This is a genomic window from Mycobacterium sp. E740, from assembly GCF_001672895.1.
In the GTDB taxonomy this organism is placed as follows: domain Bacteria; phylum Actinomycetota; class Actinomycetes; order Mycobacteriales; family Mycobacteriaceae; genus Mycobacterium.
The window spans coordinates 69,801-90,017 of the sequence record NZ_LZKP01000172.1; the positions used below are offsets into that span (position 1 = coordinate 69,801).

At 66.9% G+C, this 20,217-nt stretch carries 21 protein-coding genes, 1 tRNA gene and 1 pseudogene; 10 read left to right on the plus strand and 13 right to left on the minus strand.

All coding sequences use genetic code 11. The features are described 5' to 3' along the window. Nucleotides 1–106: 106 nt before the first annotated feature. On the plus strand, nt 107–991 hold the full coding sequence (locus A5663_RS22715; protein ID WP_082974192.1) for a hypothetical protein: 885 nt from the start codon (nt 107–109) through the stop codon (nt 989–991). Nucleotides 992–1,005: 14 nt separating this feature from the next. Here the strand turns inward: A5663_RS22715 and A5663_RS16415 are convergent, their stop codons facing one another. The 3 genes from A5663_RS16415 to A5663_RS16425 all read right to left on the minus strand — a co-directional run bounded on the left by A5663_RS16415 (nt 1,006) and on the right by A5663_RS16425 (nt 3,440). Next, nucleotides 1,006–1,512 (minus strand): transposase, encoded by a 507-nt coding sequence (locus A5663_RS16415; RefSeq protein ID WP_231976807.1) that lies wholly within the window; start codon nt 1,510–1,512, stop codon nt 1,006–1,008. 42 nt (nt 1,513–1,554) lie between these two features. Then, nucleotides 1,555–3,108, minus strand: coding sequence for an ATP-binding protein (locus A5663_RS16420; protein WP_068151180.1), 1,554 nt, complete (start codon nt 3,106–3,108; stop codon nt 1,555–1,557). A gap of 134 nt (nt 3,109–3,242) precedes the next feature. Further along, complete coding sequence (locus A5663_RS16425; protein WP_065015371.1) at nt 3,243–3,440, minus strand: AlpA family transcriptional regulator; 198 nt, start codon at nt 3,438–3,440, stop codon at nt 3,243–3,245. Nucleotides 3,441–4,071: 631 nt separating this feature from the next. Between A5663_RS16425 and A5663_RS23610 the strand changes: the two are divergent. After that, nucleotides 4,072–4,623: pseudogene (locus A5663_RS23610) on the plus strand (tyrosine-type recombinase/integrase); the annotation flags it as partial. 206 nt (nt 4,624–4,829) lie between these two features. On the opposite strand, the gene A5663_RS16430 reads toward A5663_RS23610, so the two are convergent. The 4 genes from A5663_RS16430 to ponA2 all read right to left on the minus strand — a co-directional run bounded on the left by A5663_RS16430 (nt 4,830) and on the right by ponA2 (nt 9,780). Next, a tRNA-Pro gene (locus A5663_RS16430) sits at nt 4,830–4,903 on the minus strand. A gap of 275 nt (nt 4,904–5,178) precedes the next feature. Beyond that, nucleotides 5,179–6,282, minus strand: a complete 1,104-nt coding sequence (locus tag A5663_RS16435; protein ID WP_068151183.1) for a PLP-dependent cysteine synthase family protein — start codon at nt 6,280–6,282, stop codon at nt 5,179–5,181. Next, entirely contained in the window at nt 6,279–7,238 is a 960-nt protein-coding gene (locus A5663_RS16440) for a metallophosphoesterase (RefSeq protein ID WP_068151185.1), read from the minus strand. Before A5663_RS16440 ends, A5663_RS16435 begins: the two co-directional genes overlap by 4 nt. Before the next feature lie 73 nt (nt 7,239–7,311). Beyond that, nucleotides 7,312–9,780, minus strand: a complete 2,469-nt coding sequence (ponA2, locus tag A5663_RS16445) for a transglycosylase/D,D-transpeptidase PonA2 (protein WP_068151188.1) — start codon at nt 9,778–9,780, stop codon at nt 7,312–7,314. 292 nt (nt 9,781–10,072) lie between these two features. Between ponA2 and A5663_RS16450 the strand changes: the two genes are divergently transcribed. Continuing rightward, complete coding sequence (locus A5663_RS16450; RefSeq protein ID WP_068151191.1) at nt 10,073–10,429, plus strand: WhiB family transcriptional regulator; 357 nt, start codon at nt 10,073–10,075, stop codon at nt 10,427–10,429. A gap of 7 nt (nt 10,430–10,436) precedes the next feature. Here A5663_RS16450 and A5663_RS16455 read toward each other — a convergent pair whose 3' ends face one another. Next, the gene (locus A5663_RS16455) at nt 10,437–11,567 is read right to left on the minus strand and encodes an ArsA family ATPase (protein WP_068151194.1); all 1,131 of its coding nucleotides are present in this window, start codon (nt 11,565–11,567) and stop codon (nt 10,437–10,439) included. 1 nt (nt 11,568) lies between these two features. Further along, nucleotides 11,569–12,588, minus strand: a complete 1,020-nt coding sequence (locus A5663_RS16460) for an ArsA family ATPase (RefSeq protein WP_068151197.1) — start codon at nt 12,586–12,588, stop codon at nt 11,569–11,571. A 48-nt stretch (nt 12,589–12,636) separates the two neighbouring features. On the opposite strand from A5663_RS16460, the gene A5663_RS23110 reads away from it, so the two are divergent. The 3 genes from A5663_RS23110 to A5663_RS16470 are packed head-to-tail and all read left to right on the plus strand — an operon-like array spanning nt 12,637 to nt 14,050. Continuing rightward, on the plus strand, nt 12,637–12,798 hold the full coding sequence (locus A5663_RS23110; protein WP_014817956.1) for a DUF4177 domain-containing protein: 162 nt from the start codon (nt 12,637–12,639) through the stop codon (nt 12,796–12,798). Next, nucleotides 12,795–13,280 carry a RidA family protein gene (locus A5663_RS16465; RefSeq protein WP_068151200.1) on the plus strand — a complete coding sequence of 162 codons (486 nt, stop codon included), beginning with the start codon at nt 12,795–12,797 and terminating at the stop codon, nt 13,278–13,280. Before A5663_RS23110 ends, A5663_RS16465 begins: the two co-directional genes overlap by 4 nt. Then, nucleotides 13,277–14,050 carry an MBL fold metallo-hydrolase gene (locus tag A5663_RS16470; RefSeq protein ID WP_068151202.1) on the plus strand — a complete coding sequence of 258 codons (774 nt, stop codon included), beginning with the start codon at nt 13,277–13,279 and terminating at the stop codon, nt 14,048–14,050. Before A5663_RS16465 ends, A5663_RS16470 begins: the two co-directional genes overlap by 4 nt. 52 nt (nt 14,051–14,102) lie before the next feature. On the opposite strand, the gene crp is transcribed toward A5663_RS16470, so the two are convergent. Together crp and A5663_RS16480 are read right to left on the minus strand one after the other, a co-directional pair. Continuing rightward, complete coding sequence (crp, locus tag A5663_RS16475) at nt 14,103–14,777, minus strand: cAMP-activated global transcriptional regulator CRP (protein ID WP_059101725.1); 675 nt, start codon at nt 14,775–14,777, stop codon at nt 14,103–14,105. A gap of 88 nt (nt 14,778–14,865) precedes the next feature. Then, nucleotides 14,866–15,195, minus strand: coding sequence for a hypothetical protein (locus A5663_RS16480; RefSeq protein ID WP_068151205.1), 330 nt, complete (start codon nt 15,193–15,195; stop codon nt 14,866–14,868). A gap of 197 nt (nt 15,196–15,392) precedes the next feature. On the opposite strand from A5663_RS16480, the gene nth reads away from it, so the two are divergent. From nth to marP, 4 genes are read left to right on the plus strand one after another with little or no spacing between them, the layout of a single operon-like run. Next, the gene (gene nth / locus A5663_RS16485) at nt 15,393–16,073 is read left to right on the plus strand and encodes an endonuclease III (RefSeq protein ID WP_068151206.1); all 681 of its coding nucleotides are present in this window, start codon (nt 15,393–15,395) and stop codon (nt 16,071–16,073) included. Between the two features lie 23 nt (nt 16,074–16,096). After that, nucleotides 16,097–16,744, plus strand: coding sequence for a TlpA disulfide reductase family protein (locus tag A5663_RS16490; RefSeq protein ID WP_068151209.1), 648 nt, complete (start codon nt 16,097–16,099; stop codon nt 16,742–16,744). Between the two features lie 26 nt (nt 16,745–16,770). Then, a complete protein-coding gene (locus tag A5663_RS16495; RefSeq protein ID WP_068151348.1) occupies nt 16,771–17,517 on the plus strand; it encodes a CoA pyrophosphatase in 747 nt (248 codons plus the stop codon). Next, nucleotides 17,514–18,701, plus strand: a complete 1,188-nt coding sequence (gene marP, locus A5663_RS16500) for an acid resistance serine protease MarP (RefSeq protein WP_068151212.1) — start codon at nt 17,514–17,516, stop codon at nt 18,699–18,701. Before A5663_RS16495 ends, marP begins: the two co-directional genes overlap by 4 nt. Here the strand turns inward: marP and A5663_RS16505 are convergent. Together A5663_RS16505 and A5663_RS16510 are read right to left on the minus strand one after the other, a co-directional pair. Next, a complete protein-coding gene (locus A5663_RS16505; RefSeq protein ID WP_068151215.1) occupies nt 18,698–19,663 on the minus strand; it encodes an alpha/beta fold hydrolase in 966 nt (321 codons plus the stop codon). The two genes, marP and A5663_RS16505, sit on opposite strands and share 4 nt — an antisense overlap. Beyond that, the gene (locus tag A5663_RS16510) at nt 19,664–20,164 is read right to left on the minus strand and encodes a phage holin family protein (RefSeq protein WP_068151221.1); all 501 of its coding nucleotides are present in this window, start codon (nt 20,162–20,164) and stop codon (nt 19,664–19,666) included. Nucleotides 20,165–20,217 lie beyond the last annotated feature (53 nt).

A 20,217-nucleotide genomic window follows, 5' to 3' on the forward strand; every position in this document is an offset into this window, starting at 1 on the left:
AGGTTGCTCGGGCTTCGTAGGTCGCCCTGCCGTGGGTCTCGGACTGTCTTTACGAATGTGGCCGTGGTGGTGGACTTATCCAGCTGCCAGTTCATAGGTTGCAGACATGGGCGCGAATGAGAAGCTTCTTGCGCGGCACCGGGCATGGGAAGCGCAGCGAAAGAAGAGAGAGGAGCGGGCTCGCCGTGATCGAGCCAACGCGGCCGGTGCCGAGGAGATCCGGGCAATTCTCCATAGAGTTGACGCCGTTGATATTTGGGAACGCAAGCGCTCAGACCAGGCCGCTGAGAACATCCGCGCTGATGCGGTGAAGAGGCGCGCCGGTCACTTCCGCCAACTGCAGGCTGTGGTGGATCAGATGCGGTCTCGCGGCCAAACCATCGCACAGATCTCTGAACTCGTCGGCGTGGATGCCCGCGAAATTAATACTGTTCTGCGCCGGGCGCGCACCGGAGATCAGGGTAGACGGGGTTCAACAGCTTCTGCGGTAGCGAGTTCGAGGCCTGTTGATACAGTGGATCCGAACACCGAGTCAGTCAGCGTCGATCCACTGCCAGAGGACGTACCACGGGGTTCGCCCGGTGAAGGTGTTGGCGGTGGCTACGATCCGACTCGCTGTGTCCGCTGCGATGCGGTCATGCTCGATGAGGACGCCGCTCCTCGGCGTGGCCGTCGCCGATTGTATTGCTCGGACACGTGTCGTCGAGACGCGTCGTCGGCGCGCACAGCCGCGCAACGCTACGGCGCACCGATACGTGTCGTCGAAGTGCCGAAAGTCATTGCGTCACAGGAGCAATCTGAGCCGACCGGCCGACGGAACGAGCCTGTCGTGCAGGTGGATGCCGTAGGAACTGCGCTGGGTGACGCCGGGGTGCTGTGTGAGTTGCTCACACGTGTGGCAGAGCAGGCTCGGCTCAAGAAGCTCGATCGGGCAACTCTGACGGCCGCGCGGGATCTATCCAATGCCGTTCATCCGCACCGTAGCTGGTGAGAAGGTCAGGCGAATCAGCGGCTCGTGTGTCTCGACCTCCGCCGGGAATGTCGTCCGGCGGGACTGCACCCAGTCATACTCGCGACGGTCCGACCCCCGGTGTGGATCGCACTCTGCGCGAGGTCATCTGACAAATACTCGATACTGGCTTCCAACTCGTAGACGGCATCCTGTCGCGCTTGAGCGATCGTGGATGAAGCGTCGTCCTGACTGGGCTGGCACCCGTACTGGTGGCCGACGCCGTCAATCACGACGTCGATCAGGTCGTCGAACCGGCTAACCAATCGTTGCGCGTCCATTTCGGCGTGCTCCTCGATGAACTCGTCACGCTCGTCGGGAGTCCAGGATGGCGGGAACGGCAGATGTGTTCGGTAGAGGTCTCGAATCGCGGCGTCGAGACGGCCCGATAATGCGATCTCCGGCCAATTAGTTGCCGCGGCGGTGGCCAACCGCTTCAGATCGTTATCGAGATTCATGTCAACTGGCCTTCCCGTGTACGTCCTGATGATGCCCTCCGGCACCGACAAGACAATTCGCGATTCCGGGGAACCGCGGAGGCACTGCTATGCGGGTAGGTCTTCGCGGCGCTCATCGGCGACCGGAGCAGCCGGGATTTCAGGGTTACGCAGCGTGGTGGGGCTCGACCGCAGCAGCGAGGGACGCGAGGATTGTTGAGCCACCACATCTTTGTATGGCGGATAGATGGTCCATAGCAACACGTTCCGATGGTTACGCGCGCCGTCGTCGTCGATGACCCATCCGAGGCTCCGCAGCGCCGGTGCGTGCCGCCTCAGACTTGCTGTGACATCTCTGCCGTTCTTCGGCCATTCCTTGGGGCGTCGCCAGTGGTCGCTGACCGGGGTGACCATCGCCAGGAGGTCGCCGCCAGATTTCCCGACGAGTGGTTCACGGGCGTGCCGCCGCAGTTGTTCAATAAATGGGTCGGCAGACAGGCTGTCCTCGGAGAGCTGATCGGCGCGCGACAAGTAGCGACGCAAGCCATGGGTCGACAACGCCTCGTCCACGGCCGCCAGGGTGCGGCCAAAGTCCGCCATCCGTGGCGCGTTGTCGACCACGATGGTCGCCAGGCGCTGATGCACAGCGCAGGCTAGGTCGAGCAATCCGCCTAAAATTCCTGGTAGAGACTCCATCCACATCTGTCGCATCGTGGCCTCCGGTTGTCGCATGTGGCGATCGATGCGTCGCAGGTCGACCGTCGCGAGTCGCTCGGCGAGGTCGGGACGTACCGCGCCGACGTCTATGCCGTTGATGATGACGCAGCGGCGGAACTTCACAACCGCGAGATCGGCGTCGGTGTAGAGCGCGCGTTTGACATTGCCGTCGCCGGTAGCGGCGCGGCACAGCGAGTCTGACAACCACGGCGGGATGGCGGACAGGTTGTCCAGGGCGACCACCCATGAGCCGGAGGCGGCGGTCACCCAGGAGTCGGCGTCGCGCGGCGCTTGGCGCAGCGGGACAGGGGACGGGTCGATCAGGTCGACCAGCATGCGTGTCGTCGTGCTCTTGGCGCTACCTTGCTCCGCGAAGAGTGCCAAGACAGGATGCGGCACGTCGCATTGGATCAGTGCAGCGACGAGCACTGCGAGCAACACGGGCCGATCTTCGACGGCGACATTGACGAAATCCCATAGCCGCTCCAGATCACCATCGGTCGGAGGGAGGGGCATGGCAGCGGTCAGCCGCGTTCGAGAAAACCGCACCGGAGCGGAGTCGAGGATCGTCCAACGGCCTGAGCCGATGCGAATGACCTTGCCATCGGGACGTCCGGTATCGATGTAGCTCGCCCCGTGGTGCTCGGCAACGCGCAGGTGCAGCTTCTCCGGGGCCTGGGCAGCTGCCAGGCCTTCAAGGATCAACGTGGCGTCGGTGAGTGCTTGGCCGCCGGCGACTGCGCCGGTCTCGGCGAAGTGTCGGGCGGCAAGGTCGGCACGCAGCCCTGTTCGGCCACCGCGAAGGAGCATCGCGATATGCGGACGCGTACGTTCGGCGCCAAATGGTTCGCCGTCTTCGGACACCCCGAGAAGGTAGCGTTCCTGCGCCATGCCGACCAGACGGGCGGCCACTGACCGCTTGTCAGCTTCTTCTTTGGCGCTCATAGGCTTTCCTGCCCGTGGTGCTTCTGCAGGCAGACATGACGAGCTATCCTCATGAGGAACTTCCGTGTTCTAGGATCGGGTGGTTCGAACGAAGAGCCTCGGCTAGTCCCCGGGGCTCTTCTCTTGGATGGTTGTCATGCCGCGTCGCCGCCTCCTCGACGGGTTGCGTTCTCCCGCTGCGAGATCCACCGCAGTACCTCGTCGCGCCGATAGACGACTCGGCGGCCGAGCGTGAAGCTCGCCGGGCCGATATCCGAATGGCGCCAGTACCGCAGCGTCCCGACTGGAACGCCGATCATCTCCGATACCTGTTTAGCTCCAAGCAGTTCCATCTGATTCCTCCTAAATCAAACTTCTTCGGTGTGGATCCCACCCTGCTGGTGGTGTTATCAATCTGTCCACCAGTAGCCTGCAATTCACGATGAAACTGGTGGCGGTCGGTTCTTCTCACCGACTGTCGGTGGTCGGTGCCAAACTGGCGTTGGCAGAGGAGCAGCTATGCAAAGACGTAACCGCCGCGGAGGCGTGGAGGACCGCTGGCGGCGTGCAGACGGTGGCCCTTCTGCGCGGGCAGGCAAGGGGCGTCGCTGGCTGGCACGCTATGTCGACGACCAGGGTCAGGAGAACACACGGTCCTTCGAGCGAAAGGTGGATGCGCAGGCCTGGCTCGACGAAATCACAGCCATGCAGGTGACGGGCGCCTATGTCGCTCCCAAGGCAGGACGCGTCAGCGTCGGCGACCTCTACGCGAAATGGCTTGGGACGCAGAGCCATCTCAAGAAGACCACGGCATCGACGCGTAGATACACGTGGCCGGTGTACGTCGAGCCTCGGTGGTCGGCTGTAGCCGTCGCCGACGTGCAAACGACCGACGTCCGGACGTGGGTCCAGTCGCTGACATCTGCCGGTGCTGGCGCGGCCACCATCGAGAACGCCGTCGGCATCTTGCGTCAGGTGTTGGAGATGGCGGTCGAGGACCGTCGTATCGCACGCAATCCGTGTGTCGGAATCAAACTTCCTCGGCGCAAACGGCGGCCACGCGGTTATCTGACGCACCGGCAGGTGGAGCAGCTCGCGTCTGAAGTCGGGACCGATGCGACGGTCGTGCGTTTCCTCGCCTACACCGGATTGCGCTGGGGAGAGATGGCAGCGTTGCGCGTCGGTGACGCGAAGATGCTTCGACGTCGCGTCCACGTGCGTGAATCCGTCACGGAGGTCGAAGGTCAACTCGAATGGTCATCGCCCAAGTCGTACGAGCAGCGGATGGTGCCCTTCCCCGCATTCCTCGCTGACGAACTGGGTGCGTCGATGATCGGAAAGAAACCCGATGACCTGATATTCGCCGCGCCCGAAGGCGGAGTGCTGAGGGTGTCGAACTGGCGTCGCCGAGTATTCAACAAAGCGGTAAAGCGGCTCGTCGCGACGGATGCGACCTTCCCGGTGGTGACGCCGCACGATCTCCGTCACACGGCCGCGTCTCTGGCCATCAGCGCCGGCGCCAACGTCAAGGCCGTCCAAACCATGCTGGGCCACGCCTCGGCGGTCCTCACGTTGGATACCTACGCCGATCTGTTTCCGGATGACTTGGAGATGGTTTCGGCGGCTCTGGACGAAGCTCGAACCCAATCGCTGAAAGCTGCTGCGGACCAGCTGCGGACTGGAAAGGACGAAGGCCCTGAACTGGACAACCAGTCAGGGCCTCTCACCTGCGATTACACGAGTCGGGGTGGCGGGATTCGAACCCACGACCTCTTCGTCCCGAACGAAGCGCGCTACCAAGCTGCGCCACACCCCGCGTGAAGCCACGACAGCGTATCGCACCGGTCGGGGGCTAAGCCAAACGCATTCGGCGCTTGCCGGCGGCAGCGCGGGGGTACCCGAGATGCGAGGCGCGACACGGCGCGGGAAGCAAGGACTTGTCGGCGGTGTTGTTCATCATGAGAACAGCAATCGACGAATCGAGGACGAGATGACTGGCCTTGGCGCATCCATCTACCTGGGTTTCTTCTTGCTCGCCGCGGTATGGCTGTTCCTCACCTCCGACGGTCCGCTGACCGGCGACGGCGACGATCAGGGCCAGCGCCCTGAGCGCTCGAACTCGACCAGGACTGAAGCGAACTCGGAGGGGTCCAACCCCTGGCTGGTGAGCCAGTCGTCGCAGAAGTAGGTGTCGGCGTACCGGTCGCCGCTGTCGGCAAGCAGCGTGACCACCGAACCGCTGCGTCCTGCGGCCATCATCTCCGCCAGCAGCCCGAACGCCCCCCACAGGTTCGTCCCGGTCGACGGACCGACTCGGCGGCCCAGCACCGTGCTCGCGTGCCTGGCGGCGGCGACGGAGGCGGCATCGGGCACGACGACCATCCGGTCGACCACGCTCGGAAGGAACGACGGTTCGACCCGCGGGCGGCCGATGCCCTCGATCCGCGACGACATCCCCACTACGTCGTCGCGTCCCTGGGCGTAGGCGGGAAAGAACGCCGAGTTCTCCGGATCGACCACGCATAGTCGGGTGGCGTGGCGGCGGTACCGGATGTAGCGGCCGATGGTGGCACTCGTGCCGCCGGTGCCGGCACCCACCACGATCCAGTCGGGCACCGGGTGCGCTTCGTCGCGCATCTGCTCGTAGATCGACTCGGCGATGTTGTTGTTGCCGCGCCAGTCGGTGGCCCGTTCGGCGTTGGTGAACTGATCGATGTAATGCCCGCCGGTGTCTTCGGCGAGCCGTTCCGCCTCGGCATACACCTGGCTCGCCTCAGCCACGAAATGGCAACGCCCGCCCTGTGATTCGATCAGGGCGATCTTGCTCGCGCTGGTCGACGACGGCACCACCGCGATGAACGGCAACCCGAGCAGTGCGGCGAAGTACGCCTCGGACACCGCCGTTGATCCCGACGACGCTTCGATCACCGTCGTGTGCTCGTCGATCCAGCCGTTGCACAACGCGTAGAGGAACAGCGACCGCGCCAGGCGGTGCTTGAGGCTGCCGGTGATGTGGGTCGTCTCGTCCTTCAGATACAACTGCAGGTCGCAACCGTCACACCACGCCGACGGCAGTGGGTACCGCAGCAGATGGGTGTCGGCGCTGCGGCGCGCGTCGGCCTCGATCAATCGGACCGCGTCGTCCAACCACGTCCGCGGGTTCTCGCGACTGGCTGTGAGCGCCTTGTCGGTCACCGCACCGAGACGCTCGGATGGGACTTGCCCGCCCGAATGTCCGCGTCCCGCCCCCCGATCGGGGCTGCGACCAGCGTCAGCAGCGTGGCCTCGGGACGGCAGCACAAGCGCAGCGGCGCGTACGGCGAGGTGCCGATGCCCGCTGAGACGTGCAACTGGGTGCGCGCGCCCCAGCGCGACGGGCCCTTGACCCGCGAGCGGTCCAGGCCGCAGTTGGTGACCAGGGCGCCGTAGAACGGCAGGCAGACCTGGCCGCCGTGCGTGTGGCCGGCCATCACCAGCTGGTAACCGTCGGCGGCGAACCGGTCGAGTACCCGCGGCTCGGGTGAATGCGTCAGTCCCAGGGTGAGGTTCGCGGCGGGGCTGGCCGGTCCCGCGATGGTCTCGTAGCGGTCCCTAGACAGGTGCGGGTCGTCGACCCCCGCGGCGGCGATGTGCAGCCCGCGCACGTCGAGCTCACGGCGTGTGTGCGTCAGGTCGAGCCAGCCGCGTTCGGTGAATGCCGCCCGCAGGTCCTGCCAGGGCAGCGGTTCACCGTGCACGCGGTGCGTGGGCCGGGTGAGGTAGTTCAGCGGGTTCTTCGGCCGCGGCCCGAAATAGTCGTTGCTGCCGAAGACGAAGACCCCCGGCACCGACAGCAGCTCGGTCAGCGACTGCACCACCGCGGGTACGGCCTTGGGATGCGCGAGGTTGTCGCCGGTGTTCACCACCAGGTCCGGCTCCAGCGCCGCCAGCTCGCGCAGCCAGTTCTGCTTGCGCCGCTGCCCGGGCCGCATGTGGATATCGCTGATGTGCAGCACCTTCAACGGCGACGACCCGGGCGAGAGCACCGGCATCGTCAACTCCCGCACCGCGAACGCGTTGCGCTCGATGAGCGTCGCGTAGCCGACACCGGCCACCAGCGCACCGGCGGACGCCGCGGCGGAGTTCTTCAGGATCGTCGAACGGGCGGACATGCTGCAGAGCCTACTGCCAGTCCCGCCATCTGACCGCTTTCACCCGTCCCGACGTGCGCGATTGCACAACCGATCAGGGCGGCGGCGGAACCGGCGCGGGCGGGCCGAGTACGGGCACGGTGATCGGCGGCAGTCCGGGTATCTCGACCACCGTCTGACCCACGGGCGCCGGCAGACCCGGAATTCCGGGCGGCCCACCCACCGGCGGAGGCGGCGGTGCGGGCGGGACGCCGTTGGAGACCAGGATCGTGACGATCGAACCGGGCACGGTCTGCCCGCTCGGCGAGGTTCCGACGACCGACCCCCGCGGCGCGCCGCTGTTCACCGACGACGATTGATCGGCGATCTGAAAGCCCGCCTCACGCAGACGCTGCCGCGCGGTGCCCTCGGTCATGCCCGAGACGCTGGGCACCCGCGAGCCGGGACCGCCCTCGACGTAACGCGGATCGGTGGGGGGCAGCCGGACCTCACCGAAGTTGTTGGCGATCGGCTTCATCGCGGTGAACCAGGTGCGAGCCGGCTCGTTACCGCCGTAGAGATCGCCGTTACCGCACTTGCGCAGGGGGAACGAGCACAGTTCGCCCGGTGCGGTGGAGTCGTCGTAGATGTAGTTGCCGGCCGCGAGCCCATTGGTGAACCCGAGGAAGGCCGACGAGCGGTGCGCCTCGGTGGTGCCGGTCTTGCCGGACATCGGCAGGTCCCAGCCCGCCGAACCCGCCGCCGCGGCCGCGGTGCCTGAGCCCTGGTCGTCCTTGCTCATCGCGTTGGCCAAAGTGTTGGCCAGGCCTTCGGGCACCACCTGCTCGCAGGTCTCGGTGGTGACGGAGACCTGCTCGCCATGGCGATCGAGGACCTGCGCGATCGGGTTCGGCGGGCACCACACGCCACCGGACGACAGCGTGGCGCCGACGTTGGCGAACTCCAGCGCGTTGACCTCGATCGGCCCCAGGGTGAACGAGCCGAGGTTCTGCCGCTTGACGAAGTCGGCGAGGCTCTCGTTGCTGTTCGGGTCGTAGTCGCGCGCGGTACCCGGCAGCGCATAGGACCGCAAGCCCAACCGGACGGCCATGTCCACGCTGCGCGGTACCCCAATCTGGGAGATCAGTTTGGCGAACGCGGTGTTCGGGGAGGTGGCCAGCGCCTCGGTGATGTTCATCGAGCCGCGGTAGGCGCCGGCGTTCTTCACACACCACGTCGCGGCCGGGCAGCCCGGGGTGTCACTGCTGCCGAGCCCCTTTGCCTGGAACTGCGCGGGCACGTCGAGTTGGGCGTTGATGCCCATGCCCATCTCCAGCGCCGCCGCCACCGTGAAGATCTTGAACGTCGATCCCGCGCCGTCGCCGACCAAAGAGAACGGTTGCGGCTGCATCGTCTCGCCGGCGTCGAGGTTCAGCCCGTAGGTGCGGCTGCTGGCCATCGCCAGGACCGGATGCGAGTCCTTGCCCGGGCGAACGACGTTCATCACACTCGCCACCCCGTTGAGGGTGGGGCTGGCGAACTGGTTGACCGCGGCCTTCACCGGACCCTGGACGTCGGGGTCGAGAGTGGTCTTGATCAGGTAGCCGCCGCGGGCGACCTGCTCTTTGCTGATCCCCGCGCGCGCCAGGTACTCGAGCACGTAGTCACAGAAGAACGCCCGATCGCCCGCCGCGATGCAGCCGCGCGGCAGCTCCTTGGGTTGCGGCAGGATTCCCAGCGGCTGCTGCTTCGCGGCCTGCAACGCCTCCGCCTCTTCGGGGATGTTGTCGATCATGGTGTCCAGCACCAGGTTTCGTCGTGCCAGCGCACCCTCGGGGTTGGTGTAGGGGTTCAGCGCGCTGGTCGACTGCACCATGCCCGCGAGCAGCGCCGCCTGCTGCCAGTTCAGCTCGGAGGCATTGACACCGAAGTACGTCTGCGCGGCATCCTGCACCCCGAACGCGCCGTTGCCGAACGAGACCAGATTGAGGTAGCGGGTCAGGATCTCCGGCTTGGTGAACGTCTTGTCCAGCGTCAGCGCCATGCGGATCTCGCGCAGCTTGCGCGCCGCGGTGGTCTCCACGGCGGCCCGCTTCTCCGCGTCGGTCTGCGCGATCACCAGCAACTGGTAGTTCTTGACGTACTGCTGTTCGAGCGTGGAGCCGCCGCGGGTGTCCAGGTTGCCTGACAGATACCCCGACAGACCCGTGAGCGTGCCTTGCCAGTCGACGCCGTTGTGCTCGGCGAACCGTTTGTCCTCGATGGAAACGATCGCCAATTTCATCGTGTTCGCTATTTGCTCGCTGGGCACCTCGAAGCGGCGTTGCGAGTACAGCCAGGCGATGACGTTGCCCTTGGCGTCGACCATTGTCGAGACCTGCGGAACCTCGCCTTCCACCAACTGTGCCGAACCGTTGGCGACGACGTCGGAAGCGCGGTTCGAGACCAGGCCGAAACCGCCGACGACCGGAAACAACAAGGCCGCGGTGATCACGCTCGCCAGCAGAATGCACCACACGAGCTTGACGACGGTGACCGTCGTGGGAGGCGGAGTCGGCGGTCGACTCGGCTGGCTCTCCGGCATGACCTACAGACTAACGTCGCAAAAACGGCGGCTTCCGACGGTCGATCTCCGGGCCTGAAAACGGCCCCGAGCGGCGCGGACGTCAATTTTGCTCGCTGACGGCACGGGCGTCCCAAAAAAGAAGGGACGTACGTATTGCGCAGAACGGCTTTGACCATCTAATTTGGTCGAACAGTGCGATGCAGGTCACATTGACCCCTCGCAATGTGGCGTAGATCGCAGCAGCGCTCTACACCTGGGACTGCGCCGTACCGGTGTTGGCCGGGGGGCGGTTGGAACGGAGGGAACGCTGGTGTCAGCTACTAGGTCCGCGGTACGCAGAACCGCGATGACAACCTCGGCGCACAGTGTTGTCCACGGCGCTGAGGCCGAAGCCCGCATCGCGTGGGTGTCGCAGGCCCGATGCCGCCAGACCGATCCCGACGAGCTGTTCGTGCGGGGGGCCGCACAGCGCAAAGCCGCCGTGATCTGCAGACACTGCCCGGTGATCCTCGAGTGCGGCGCCGACGCGCTCGACAACCGCGTTGAGTTCGGAGTCTGGGGTGGGATGACCGAGCGTCAGCGTCGCGCGCTGCTCAAGCAGCATCCAGAGGTGGTGTCCTGGGCCGAGTTCTTCGCCGCCCAGCGCAAGCACCGCAGCGCCGTCTAAGTCGCCGTCAGGCGGCGGGTGCCTCGCCGGTGATCTGGTCGGCGATCGCCCGCAGTGCCTCCAGATCCGAGACGTCGAACGGCAACGACGGCACTCCGACGATCGCCACATGTGGATTGGCGCCGGTGAACCGGGACAGCAACCGGATTTCGCGCTTGGCTGTCGACGCCCGGTCGGCGTGAATCCGCAGCACCGCCGCCGTCAGCGAGTCGGGGTCGTTCTTCGCGATGGAATCAGCGGCGTCCTCGGCCTTGTCGGCGTGCAGTTCCGACAGCATCGGATGGGTGCGGTTGAGGATCAGGCCGGCCAACGGCATGTTCTCCTCGGAAAGCCGGTCGACGAAGAACGACGCCTCGCGCAGTGCGTCCGGTTCAGCCGCCGACACCACCACGAACTGGGTGCCGCGCCGCTTGAGCAGTTCGTAGGTGCGGTCGGCCTTCTCGCGGAACCCACCGAACGTCGAATCGAGCGACTGCACGAAAGCTGCTGCGTCGGAAAGCATCTGAGAACCCAGCACCGTCGACAGGGCCTTCATCGCCAACCCCATCGCGCCGGTGACCAGCCGCCCGATGCCCCGGCCGGGGCCGAGTAGCAGTTTCCACAGCCGGCTGTCCATGAAGCCGCCCAACCGTTTCGGCGCGTCCAGGAAGTCCAGAGCGTTTCGTGACGGTGGGGTGTCGACGACGACAAGGTCCCACCGGTCCTCGCCGAGCAGCTGGCCGAGTTTCTCCATGGCCATGTACTCCTGCGTGCCGGCCAGCGAGGTGGCGACCGTCTGATAGAACTGGTTGTCCAGAATCTCTTGTGCCCGTTGCGGTCCCGAGTACTGGATCACCATCTCGTCGAACGTCCGGCGCATGTCGAGCATCATCGCGTGCAGCTCGCCGGGCACCTCCGGTGCGAGCGGAACACGCTGCGGGGTGTTGCCGAGCGTCTTGATGCCCAACGCCTGAGCGAGCCGCTTGGCCGGGTCGATGGTGAGCACGACGACGGTTCTGCCGTACTCCGCGGCACGCAGCGCCATCGCCGCCGCGGTGGTCGTCTTGCCGACGCCGCCCGCACCGCAGCACACCACCACCCGGTTCGCGGTGTCGGACAGAATCGAGCCCATGTCCAGGGCCGGTGGAGTGGCACTCATTTCAACGCACCCCCTGGCGTTCGAGTTCTTCGGCGAGTTCGTAGAGGCTGCCGAGGTCCACCCCGTCGGTGATCTGCGGCAGTTCCAGTCGTGCGACGTCCAGCGCGTCGAGTTGTTCCGCGCTCTCGGAGCGGGCGCGGATCCGGGTGGCGTGTTGGATCGTCTCAGTCAACAGGCCAGCGAAGTCGCTGTCGGACAACGTTATTCCGGCTTCGGACAGCCCGGCTCGCACGGTGTCGGCGTCGATGTCACCTTCGGCTGCCTTGGCCAGCGCATCGCTGGGGAGGTAGGCCGGAATGTTGCGATTGACGATCACGCTGCCGATGGGCAGGCCGAGCTCCCGCAGCTCGTCGATGGCCTCGAGCGTCTCCTGGATCGGCAGCGCTTCCAACAGCGTGACGAGGTGGATGGCGGTGATGTCGGAGTGCAGCACCTTGACCACGCTCTCGGCCTGTCCGTGCACGGGGCCGCCTTTGGCCAGATCCGACACCGCCTTCGTGACGTCGAGGAACCGCGCGATGCGACCGGTGGGCGGTGAGTCGACGACGACGGCGTCGTAGACGGGCTGCTTGCCCTTGTCGCCGCGAGTCACGATCTCGCGGATCTTGCCGGTCAGCAGCACGTCGCGCAGTCCGGGCGCGATGGTGGTCGCGAACTCGACGGCCCCGATCCTGCGCATCGCCCGCCCGGCCAGCCCGAGGTTGTAGAACATGTCGAGGTATTCGAGGAACGCCGCCTCGGTGTCGATCGCCAGCGCGTTGACCTGACCGCCGCCTTCGGCGGTCGCGATCTTGACCTCCTGGTACGGCAGCGGCGGCACATCGAACAGCTGCGCAATTCCTTGGCGCCCTTCGACTTCCACCAACAGGACCTTGCGGCCGCCCGCGGCCAGTGCCAGCGCGAGCGACGCGGCGATCGTCGATTTGCCGGTACCGCCCTTGCCGGTGACGAAGTGCAGACGAGCCTTGTTCAACCGTGAGGGCCAGCCGACGGATCTACCGCCATTGGTAGTGGAAGCCACTTGTGCATGCTAGCTAACGCCTGTCCGCCGCCCGATAAGCTCAGTCACATGAGCGAACCGACCCGCTGGGAGTACGCGACCGTCCCGCTGCTGACTCACGCCACCAAGCAGATTCTCGACCAGTGGGGCGAGGACGGCTGGGAGTTGGTTTCGGTGCTGCCGGGGCCGACGGGCGAACAGCACGTGGCCTACCTCAAACGGCCGAAGTGAGTTCGTCGCCGCACGGCGGCCGAGAGCAGAAGCCGTCGGCCCGGCTGGCCGAACTCGGCATCGACCTCCCCGCGGTGGTGGCGCCATTGGCGGCCTACGTACCCGCAGTGCGCACCGGCAATCTTGTCTACACCGCCGGGCAGCTGCCGATCGCAGACGGCGAGTTGTTGCAGACCGGCAAGGTCGGCGGCGGGGTGAGCCCGGAGCAGGGCCGCGGTCTGGCCAGGGTGTGCGCGCTGAACGCGCTGGCCGCCGTGCACTCGCTGGTCGGCATCGACTCGGTCACCCGCGTGGTGAAGGTCGTCGGGTTCGTCGCCTCGGCGCCGGGATTCAACGGCCAGCCCGGTGTCGTCAACGGCGCGTCCGAGTTGTTGGGTGAGGTGTTCGGGGAGGCCGGCGCGCATGCCCGCTCGGCGGTCGGGGTGTCCGAGCTGCCGAAGGACGCGCCGGTTGAGGTGGAGCTGATCGTGGAGCTTGGTTGACGCTCGAACATCCGGCGTACGGTCTGCTGCGGCCGGTCAGCGAGACCGCGTCGGTGCTGCTGTGCGACAACCCCGGCTTGATGACGCTGGAGGGCACGAACACATGGGTGCTGCGCGGCCCCGGTAGCGACGAGATGGTCGTCGTCGATCCCGGACCCGAGGACGACGAGCACATCGCGCGCATCGCGGAGCTCGGACCCATCCCGCTGGTGCTGATCAGCCACAAACACGAGGACCACACCGGGGCCATCGACAAGATCGTCGAGAGAACAGGTGCGGTGGTGCGCGCCGTCGGCAGTGGCTTCTTGCGTGGGCTCGGTGGACCGCTCACCGACGGCGAGGTGATCGACGCCGCGGGGTTGCGCATCACCGTGATGGCCACGCCCGGGCACACCGTCGACTCGGTGTCGTTTCTCCTCGACGATGCGGTGCTGACCGCCGACACCGTGCTGGGCCGCGGCACGACGGTCATCGACAAAGAGGACGGCAGCCTCGCCCAGTACCTCGACTCACTGCAACGCCTGCGCGGCCTCGGCCGTCGCACCGTGCTGCCCGGCCACGGCCCCGAACTCGACGACCTCGAATCGGTGAGCGACATGTACCTCGCGCATCGGCAGGAGCGGCTCGAGCAGGTGCGCGCCGCGCTGCACGCGTTGGGTGAGGACGCGACGGTCCGCGAGGTCGTCGAACACGTCTACACCGACGTCGACGAGAAGCTCTGGGACGTGGCGGAGTGGAGCGTCCAGGCCCAGCTCGACTACCTGCGCTAGGTGATTTGTGGAGTCCTACCGGCGCTCACCGCCGGTGCGGCTCCACAAATCGCTACCGGGCGCGGCGGGCCAGCCGCTCCGAGTCGGAGATCAGAACGCTCTTGCCCTCCAAGCGAATCCAGCCCCGGTGCGCGAAATCGGCAAGCGCTTTGTTGACGGTCTCCCGCGACGCGCCGACGAGCTGGGCGATCTCCTCCTGCGTGAGGTCGTGCGTCACGCGCAAGGCTCCGCCCTCCTGGGTGCCGAACCGCTGCGCGAGCTGAAGCAGCTGCTTGGCCACCCGGCCCGGCACGTCCGTGAAGATCAAGTCCGCGAGGTTGTTGTTGGTGCGGCGCAGCCGACGGGCCAGCACCCGCAGCAGCTGCTCGGCGATCTCCGGCCGGTCGGCGATCCACGCCCGCAGGGCATCCCGGTCCATCGACACGGCGCGCACCTCGGTGATCGTCGTCGCGCTCGACGTGCGGGGGCCGGGGTCGAAGATCGAAAGCTCACCGAACATGTCCGACGGGCCCATGATCGTGAGCAGGTTCTCCCGCCCGTCCGGCGACCGGCGACCGATCTTGACCTTGCCCGAAATGATGATGTACAGCCGATCGCCGGGCTCCCCTTCGGCGAACACGGTGTGTCCACGGGGGAAGTCGACTGGCTGCAATTGCTTGGTCAGCGCGGCGACGGCGCTCGGTTCGACCCCCTGGAAGATTCCGGCCCGCGCCAGGATCTCGTCCACGTTGCCCCTCTTAAGCTGTTAGGTGAAGCCGACCTCTATGAGTTAGCGAGACAAGTCTAGAGGTACCCGGTTTCGTGACCAGCTCACGCTACACACGATCGGCATGTCGGGTCGGCCGAAACTCCGGATTCACCATGTGCCCGCCGAGGCGCTGTGCCGGCAAAGCCGCGCCGCGATAGCCGAACGCGGATGCGGCGACCGCGTGGTCGACGAGCTGCCGTTGACGCAACTCCGCCAGCGCGCGGCTCATCCCGTCGCGGGCCAGCGTGTTGACGTCGGACGGTTCGGCTTGTTGGAAGAACTTCGCCACGTCGGTGGCCGATCCGGCGTCGGGGTCGAGGGCCGACTCGAGGCGCTGCAGCCCGAAAGTCGCCGCCATCAGCAACCCCGGAATCAGCCCAACCAGCAACCAGGACACAAGGGTGAAGTAAACACTTCGAAGGTCTCAGCGGGATCACGAATTGTCACCGGTCCGCAGTACCGCTGTCGGGGTCTCTCGATACGCTGGCTCCCGTGACCGTGAGTGAGACGCCGGCAGGGAAATCGGGTGCGCCGAAGCGGGCCCGGAATCGGGACGGCGAAACGCGCACCGGTCTCGTTCGGCGCGCGCGACGGATGAATCGCACGCTGGCACAGGCGTTTCCACACGTCTACTGCGAGCTGGACTTCACCAACCCCCTCGAGCTGACCGTCGCGACGATCCTGTCCGCGCAGAGCACCGACAAACGAGTCAACCTGACCACCCCGGCGCTGTTCGAGAAGTACCGCACCGCCATGGACTACGCGCAGGCCGACCGCACCGAACTCGAGGAGATGATCCGGCCGACCGGGTTCTACCGCAACAAGACGAACTCGCTCATCCGCTTGGGCCAGGAACTCGTCGAACGGTTCGACGGCGAGGTGCCCGCGACCATGGAGGAGTTGGTGACGCTGCCGGGCGTCGGGCGCAAGACCGCAAACGTCATCCTCGGCAATGCGTTCGGCATCCCGGGCATCACGGTCGACACCCATTTCGGCCGGCTCGTCCGCCGCTGGCGGTGGACCGCCGAGGAGGACCCCGTCAAGGTGGAGTTCGCGGTCGCTGAGCTCATCGAGCGCAGTGAGTGGACCGACCTCAGCCACCGGGTGATCTTCCACGGCCGCCGCGTCTGCCATGCGCGCAAGCCGGCGTGCGGCGTCTGTGTGCTCGCCAACGACTGCCCGTCCTTCGGCATCGGACCGACCGACCCGATGACCGCCGCCGCACTGGTCAAGGGTCCGGAAACCGAGCACCTACTGGCCATGGCCGGGCTCTAAGCCCGTCGACACCTGGACCAACCATGCGCACCTCGACTCGCTGGACCGTCGCGGTCCTCGTGGTCCTGGTCGCCCTGGGCTGGGCCTTGTGGGCGCAGTTGGATGACGACACCGCGCCCACCGGGTCGCCGTCGCAGACCAGCGCGCGGGACCGGCGCGACGCCGACACGGCCGAGGCATTGGCGGCGCCGCGGGCCCGCGCCGACCTGCTGCCGTGCCCGCCGCCGGGTGCTGGCCCGGGCCCCGAGGCCCTGCGCGGGATAACGCTGGAATGTGTGGGCAACGGCGCGCCCGTCGACGTCGCCAAAGCGCTCGCCGGCCGGGTCGTGGTGCTCAATCTCTGGGCGTACTGGTGTGCGCCCTGCGCCGAGGAGCTGCCGGCGATGGCCGAGTACCAGCGCCGCATGGGCTCGGCCGTGACCGTGCTGACCGTGCACCAGGATGAGAACGAGACCGCGGCGTTGCTGCGGCTCGCCGAGCTCGGGGTGCGCCTGCCCACGCTGCAAGACGGACGGCGTCTGATCGCCGCCGCGCTGCGGGTGCCCAACGTCATGCCCGCCACCGTGGTGCTGCGCGCGGACGGTAGCGTTGCCGAGGTCCTGCCGCGCTCGTTCACCAGTGCCGACGAGATCGCCGCAGCGGTGAACTCGCAGATAGGAGCGCCCGGGTGAGTTGGGTCGACGAGGGCAGCGGGCTGATGCCCGACGCCGCGCCGCCCTGGCTCAAGCCGTTGCTGGACAACGCCGGCGACATCAAGCAGGCGTATCGCCGTCGGGTGCCGCCCGAACTGCTCGCCATGGTCACCAGTGAGGGAAAGGCGGCGCAGGCCGACGCTCGCGAGGCGGCGGTGCTGGTGTTGTTCTCCGGTCCCGCCGACAACCCGACCGGCGCGTTACCCGAGGACGCCGACCTGCTGGTCACGGTTCGCGCGGCGACGCTGCGGCACCATGCGGGGCAGGCCGCGTTTCCGGGTGGGGCGTTCGAGATCGGCGACCGCAGCCCGGTGCAGACCGCTCTGCGCGAGGCCAACGAGGAGACCGGCATCGACGTCGCGCGGCTACAGCCGCTGACCACCATGGAGCGGCTGTTCATCCCGCCGTCGGGATTCCATGTGGTGCCGGTGCTGGCCTATTCGCCCGACCCGGGAGCGGTGACCGTCGTCGACCCCGCCGAGACCGCTCACGTCGCGCGGGTCCCGCTGCGGGCATTCGTCAACCCCGAGAACCGGATCATGGTGTACCGCAGCGCAAATGGCCGCCGCTATGCGGGTCCGGCGTTCCTGCTCAACGAGATGCTGGTGTGGGGTTTCACCGGCCAGGTGATCTCGGCCATGCTCGACGTCGCGGGCTGGGCGCAGCCGTGGAACAACGACGACGTGCGCGAACTGGAGGACGCAATGGCGCTCGTCGGCCGCGACGCCGGTTACGGTGATGCACAACCATGACATCGTCACAGTGGGTGGACCTCGTCGTCCTCGGTATCGCGTTCGTCGCCGGCATCTCGGGCTGGCGGTCGGGCGCGCTGGGGTCGATGCTGTCGTTCCTCGGCGTGGTGCTGGGCGCCGTCGCGGGCGTTCTGCTGGCGCCCCACCTGGTCGAGAACATCGAGGGTCCGCGCACCAAGCTGTTCGTGACGTTGTTCTTGATCCTGGCGCTCGTGGTGGTCGGCGAGATCGCGGGCGTCGTGTTGGGTCGTGCGGTGCGCAGCGCCATTCGCAACCGGATGGTGCGCGGGATCGATTCGCTGGTCGGGGTGGCCATCCAGATCGTCGCCGTGCTGGTGGCGGCGTGGATGCTGACTTATCCGCTGCAGTCGTCGGACCAGCCCAACCTCGCCGCTGCGGTGCGCGGCTCGAAGGTGCTCAAGGAAGTCAATGACGTCGCCCCAGACTGGCTGCGGTCGGTGCCGACGCGGCTGTCGGCACTGTTGGACACCTCAGGTCTGCCCGACGTGCTGCAACCGTTCGGACGGACCCCGATCGTCGCGGTCGACGCACCCGACGCCGCGCTCGCCGCCGACCCGGTCGTTGCGGCGACGCGCCCCAGTGTGGTCAAGATCCGGGGAGTGGCGCCCGGCTGTCAGAAGGTGCTCGAAGGCACCGGTTTCGTCGCCGCCCCGAATCGCGTGATATCGAACGCCCACGTCGTCGCCGGTTCGGAGAGCGTCACAGTGGAGGCCGACGGGGAGACCTACGACGCGTTCGTCGTCTCCTACGACCCGCAGACCGACATCTCGATCCTCGACGTGCCGAAGCTGCCGTCGGCCCCGCTGTCGTTCGTCGACACCCCGGCCACCACCGGCACCGACGCCGTGGTGATGGGCTACCCGGGCGGCGGCAACTTCGTCGCAACGCCTGCGCGGGTCCGCGAGGTCATCGAGCTCAGCGGCCCCGACATCTACCGCACCACAACTGTCGAGCGTGAGGTCTACACGATCAGAGGCAGTGTGCGGCAAGGCAACTCGGGCGGACCCATGATCGACCAGCAGGGTCGCGTGCTCGGGGTCGTGTTCGGCGCAGCGGTCGACGACGCGGACACCGGTTTCGTGTTGACCGCCAACGAGGTGTCGCACCAACTCGCCAAGCTGAACAATACCGAGCGCGTGGCGACCGGCGAGTGCGTCGGCTAGCCGTAGACCTGCCTCAAGAAGCGTGACAACTGCTCGTTGACCACACCGGGCGCCTCCTCGTGGGCGAAATGCCCAGCGCCGGCGACGGATACGTACCGGCCGTGCGGCGCGTAACGCTGGGTGCGGTACACCGGATCGGCCAGTACGTACGGGTCGGCGTCGCCGCGCAAGTGCAGCACCGGCACGTTGATCGGGCGTTTCATCGAGCGCATGAACCGACGCCCTTCGCCGCGGAGCTGACTGCGCACCGCCCAGCGCTGGTATTCCAGCGCCGAGTGTGCGGCTCCGGGGATCTGGATGGCGCGTCTCATGTGCTCCATGGTCTGCGAGAAGTCTTCGGAGGTAACCCATTTCGGGCCGGCCCGGCCGATGACGAGGCGCTCCAGCTCTTCGGCGTTCTGCCGGGTCAGCGCGCGCTCTGGCCACAGCGGTACCTGGTAGCGCAGCATCGACGGGAGCAGCGCGCGACCTTGGTCTCGGCGGCGCACAGCGGATGCGCGAAGCGCCGCCGGGTGCGGCGAGCTGACCACCGCGATGCCGCGCACCGCGCGGGGATGCAGCACCGCGGTCGCCCAGCACACCAGACCGCCGTCGGCGTGCCCGACCAGCGTCGCGCTCTTGTGGCCCAGCGCGCGCACCAGGCCGGCGGTGTCACCGGCCAGCGTCCAACCGTCGTATCCGCGCGGCGGTTTGTCGCTGGCCCCGTAGCCGCGCAGATCCACCGCGACCACGCGCGCGCCGGTCAAGCCGCGAAGCTGGTGGCGCCACGACCACCAGAACGAGCCGAATCCGTGCAGCAGGATGACCAGCGGGCGCTCGGAGTCCGGAGCCGTGGCGACATCGGTGCCCGCAGCCCCGGCTAACTCCGCTTCGACCACGTGGAAGCGAATTCCGTTGGCGTGCACCTCGAGATGGCGCCACGGCCCGTCGATGCGGACGACCGACGGAGCGGGTGCGGGCACTTACCAGCCTGACGGGTCGGCCGTCGACGCCGGACCCGTGGCGATCGCCTTCGTCTTGTCGTGGCCGGGCGTCAGCGCCTCGGGGATCTCCTTGACCGATTCGATCGTCTTCTGCGGGCCGCGGATGCGTCGCACCTTGAGATAACCCAGCAGCGCGAGCACCGCGGTGACGACGACCATCAGGCCGAAGACGATCAGGTATGCCGCCCACTTCACCAGCCACAGGTCGAGCAGCTCGCCGAGGAAGAAGAAGAAAAAGAACGTCGAGTAGAACAGCACCACCAGGGCGAGCACGAAGAACACGCTGCCGGTGAGGCCCTTTTTGACGTCGCGGGTGATCTCGGCCTTGGCCAACTCGACCTCGGCGCGCACCAGCGTGGAGACCTGCGCCGTCGCATCCTTGACGAGGTCACCGATAGAGGGATCGGCCTTCTGTGCGTGCGGGTCGACCAACGGTATCGAGGTCACGGTGGCCGGCGCGCCATTCCTGCGATCGCTCACGACAGTTCCTCCCGCATTTCGTCTCGGTCACGATTCATGTTGCCATGTGCCGT